We start from the raw sequence: 3092 nt of genomic DNA on the forward strand, positions 1-3092 counted from the left end.
TGACCGGCTCTGGAGGCTCGCGGTCGACCGGGCCTTCCGGTCGGCCTCCCATCTGGGTCCGGTGAGGAGGCGTGCAGCCCGCCTGCCGCCGCAGGCGGTCAGGGCGGCGCGACCGGCGTCCGGACCGGCGTGACGAGGCCGGTCTCGTACGCCAGCACGACGGCCTGGACTCTGTCCCGCAGGCTCAGTTTGCCCAGGATGTGCGCGACATGGGTCTTGACCGTGTACTCCGAAACGAACAGGTCCACCGCGATGTCGGCGTTGGTGAGGCCCCGGGCGACGAGGGTGAGGACCTCCGTCTCCCGCGTGGTGAGGTCGGCCAGCCGCTGCGGCCTGACGGGCGGCGCCGACCGGTCGGCCCGGACGAAGTCGGCGATGAGCCGCCGGGTCACTGCCGGGGCCAGCAGACAGTCGCCCGCGGCGACGACCCGGACAGCCGCGACGAGTTCGGTCGCCGTGGCGTCCTTGAGGAGGAACCCGCTCGCGCCGACCCGGAGCGCCTGGTAGACGTATCTGTCGAGGTGGAAGGTCGTCAGCACGAGCACTCGCGGTGGCTGTTCGGCTCCGTCGGCCGGATGCGGTTCCTCGAGCAGTCGCCGGGTCGCCTCGAGCCCGTCCAGCTTCGGCATCCGGATGTCCATGAGCACCACGTCCGGCCCCTCGCCCCGCTCGCGTAGCTCCGCGATCGTCGCCAACGCGTCCAGGCCGTCGCCGGCGGTCCCGACGACCGACAGGTCCGACTGAGCGTCGAGCAGGTAGGTGAATCCCTCCCGCACCATGGCCTGATCGTCGGCGACGAACACCCGCGTCACCAAAGTGCCGGCGCTCCGGCGCGGGCGGTGCTGACCGGCACCGCGGCGTCGACGGCGAACCCTCCGTCGGGTCGCGGCTCGACGGTCAGCTCGCCACGCACGACGGCGATCCGTTCCCGCATCCCCGCGAGGCCGAGCCCAGGCCCCGCCGCCGACCGGACGGGCCGGGACGGCGGCGAGTTCTCGACCCTTATCCGCACCCGGTCCACCGCATACCACAGTTCGACCCGCACCGGCGCGCCGGGCGAGTGCCGCCGTGCGTTGCTCAGGGCCTCCTGCGCCACCCGATACAGGACCAGGCCGACGGTAGGCGGCACTGGGCGGGGGTCCCCGTGCACGGTGAGTGTTGCGGGCACGCCGACGGCGCGTACGTCGGCCACCAGGGCCTCGACGTCGTTCAGGCCCGGCTGCGGAGCCAAGTCGTCGGCCTCGGCCTCGTCACGCCGCAGCACACCGAGGAGCTGCCGGGTTTCGTCGAGGGCCTGCCGGGTCGCGTCGCCCATCGCGGCGAGCTCAGCCCGTACCGGATCATCCTCCGGCGCAGACCGGAGCGCGGCGAGCCGGTACGGCGCGGTCTCGGTTCGTACCGCGATGAGGGACAGGTGGTGGGCGATGATGTCGTGCAGCTCACCGACGATGCGGGCCCGCTCCTCCAGCACGGCCCGGCGGGTCTGCTCCTCGGCCACGGACCGGTTCACCATGTCGAGTTGCTGCTCCATCCGGTCCTGTCGGCCGAGGCCCAGGCCGGCCAGTGCGGCGGCGCCCACCGCTAGGACCCCCGACACTGCGGCCCCGGACAGCGGCCCCGCGCCGACCACCAGCCCGGCCGGGACGACGAGCAGGAGGCTGACCCCGGCGACGGCCGTCGCACCGGGTGGGGGACAGCGCGCGACCGTCATCATGACGACCGGGAGGTACAGCAGCATCCCGGGCGTCCAGGGCGTGCCGAGCTGGTATCCCGAGTCCGTGAATACCGCAGCGACGATCAGCGTCAGCAGGGTGCCGGCGATGGCGAGCCGCCAGGCCGTGAGCGGCCGGCGCCGCATGAGGAACACCGGAGTCATATGCAGCAGGACGACGACGGCGACCAGCGGGCCCGTGTGCTCGTGCAGGTACCCGTTGCTGACCTCGCCGATGGACAGCGCCGCCACGGCAATTGCGAGCAGCGTCCGCTGGGCGTAGCGCCGCCCATAGGTCCCCCAGCCGGACGGCGGGAGCTCCCTGTCCCGGCCCGTGACCAGCACGTGGCACAGCGCGGACCAGACCCGACCCAGGAGTCTGCTGATGTCGCGCCCGCCGGCCGCACTGTCCATGCCGGGCAGGCTAGCCCGGCGAAGATCCGGTGCGCATCGTGAAGTTCCCCGGATAACTTGAGGGCCGGACCTTACGGGATGGCAGCGGCGCTCGGCCATCGCTCTGCAGAGCGATCGACGATCGGCCGCGAGGACGAGGCGGGCAATCGTTCGGTGCGCTGAGGCGGATGACGTCTCACGATGTCCAGGCTTCAGTACATGGGAAATGCAGACCCGACATCTTCGTGCCGGCTCGCCCGGCTGCTCGCCGGCGCCGGTTCGCTGTGGATCGCGTGCGCCGTTGCCATCGCGGTCGCCAGCGAACTCGGCCGGCCGAGCGGCATCGACCTGATCCACCCGACCTTCAGCGAACTCATCTTCACGACGCCAGGCGCCCATTTGGTCGGCATCAGCATGGTCATGCTCTCCTTCGCATCGATCTGCATCATCTTCGCGCTGATCGACTGCCAGGCACCGACCGGCCGGCTCGGCCGCACGCTGATCGGCGTCTGGAGCGTCGCGCTGGTGGTGGCCGCGATCTTCCCGCCGACGCCGGTGGGGACGCCGCCAGTCTGGTACGACACGCTGCACCGCTACGCCGCGCTGGTCGGCTTCGTCTGCCTCCCGCTGGCCGGAATCCGGCTGGCCCGCCGTTTCCGGACGCATGCGCGGTGGCGCTCGACGGCGACCGTCGTCCGAGCGTGCTCCACCGCAAGCCTGCTGGGCATCGCCGCGTTCGTCAGCACCTTCGTCCCCACCGGTCAGCCCGTCTGGCTGATCGGAGCACGGCAGTACAGCGGCATCACCGAACGCCTGCCCCTGGCGAGCAACATCGCGTTGCTCGCCACGCTGGCGGCGGCGGTCTTCTCCGCGTCGCGGCCCCGTCAGCCGGCGTCGATGCGGGGCTGTACACCGCGGGCAACGACCGGGTGATCATCAAATCGCACGCACGGCCGGTCGAGGCGCACGCCATCCCGCGTCGACCTCG

3 protein-coding genes are annotated in these 3092 nt (G+C 71.8%); 1 reads left to right on the forward strand and 2 read right to left on the reverse strand.

Annotated features, from left to right (window positions below; genetic code table 11):
• Window positions 1–98: 98 nt before the first annotated feature.
• Window positions 99–812, reverse strand: coding sequence for a response regulator (locus ACFPIJ_RS64475; protein ID WP_380129459.1), 714 nt, complete (start codon window positions 810–812; stop codon window positions 99–101).
• Complete coding sequence (locus ACFPIJ_RS64480) at window positions 809–2125, reverse strand: sensor histidine kinase (protein WP_380129460.1); 1317 nt, start codon at window positions 2123–2125, stop codon at window positions 809–811. The genes ACFPIJ_RS64475 and ACFPIJ_RS64480 overlap by 4 nt, the downstream gene beginning before the upstream one ends.
• A gap of 198 nt (window positions 2126–2323) precedes the next feature.
• Here ACFPIJ_RS64480 and ACFPIJ_RS64485 point away from each other — a divergent pair, with 198 nt between their 5' ends.
• A complete protein-coding gene (locus ACFPIJ_RS64485) occupies window positions 2324–3037 on the forward strand; it encodes a DUF998 domain-containing protein (RefSeq protein ID WP_380129461.1) in 714 nt (237 codons plus the stop codon).
• The last annotated feature ends 55 nt before the right edge of the window (window positions 3038–3092 follow it).

Origin of the sequence: Dactylosporangium cerinum (assembly GCF_042653625.1) — a bacterium.
In the GTDB taxonomy this organism is placed as follows: Bacteria; Actinomycetota; Actinomycetes; order Mycobacteriales; family Micromonosporaceae; genus Dactylosporangium; species Dactylosporangium cerinum.

What these genes read in the sequence shown, in the direction of transcription:
- ACFPIJ_RS64480 (WP_380129460.1), bottom strand. Translation starts at nt 2,125, where the DNA reads ATGGACAGTGCGGCCGGCGGGCGCGACATCAGCAGACTCCTGGGTCGG.
- ACFPIJ_RS64485 (WP_380129461.1), top strand. Translation starts at nt 2,324, where the DNA reads ATGGGAAATGCAGACCCGACATCTTCGTGCCGGCTCGCCCGGCTGCTC.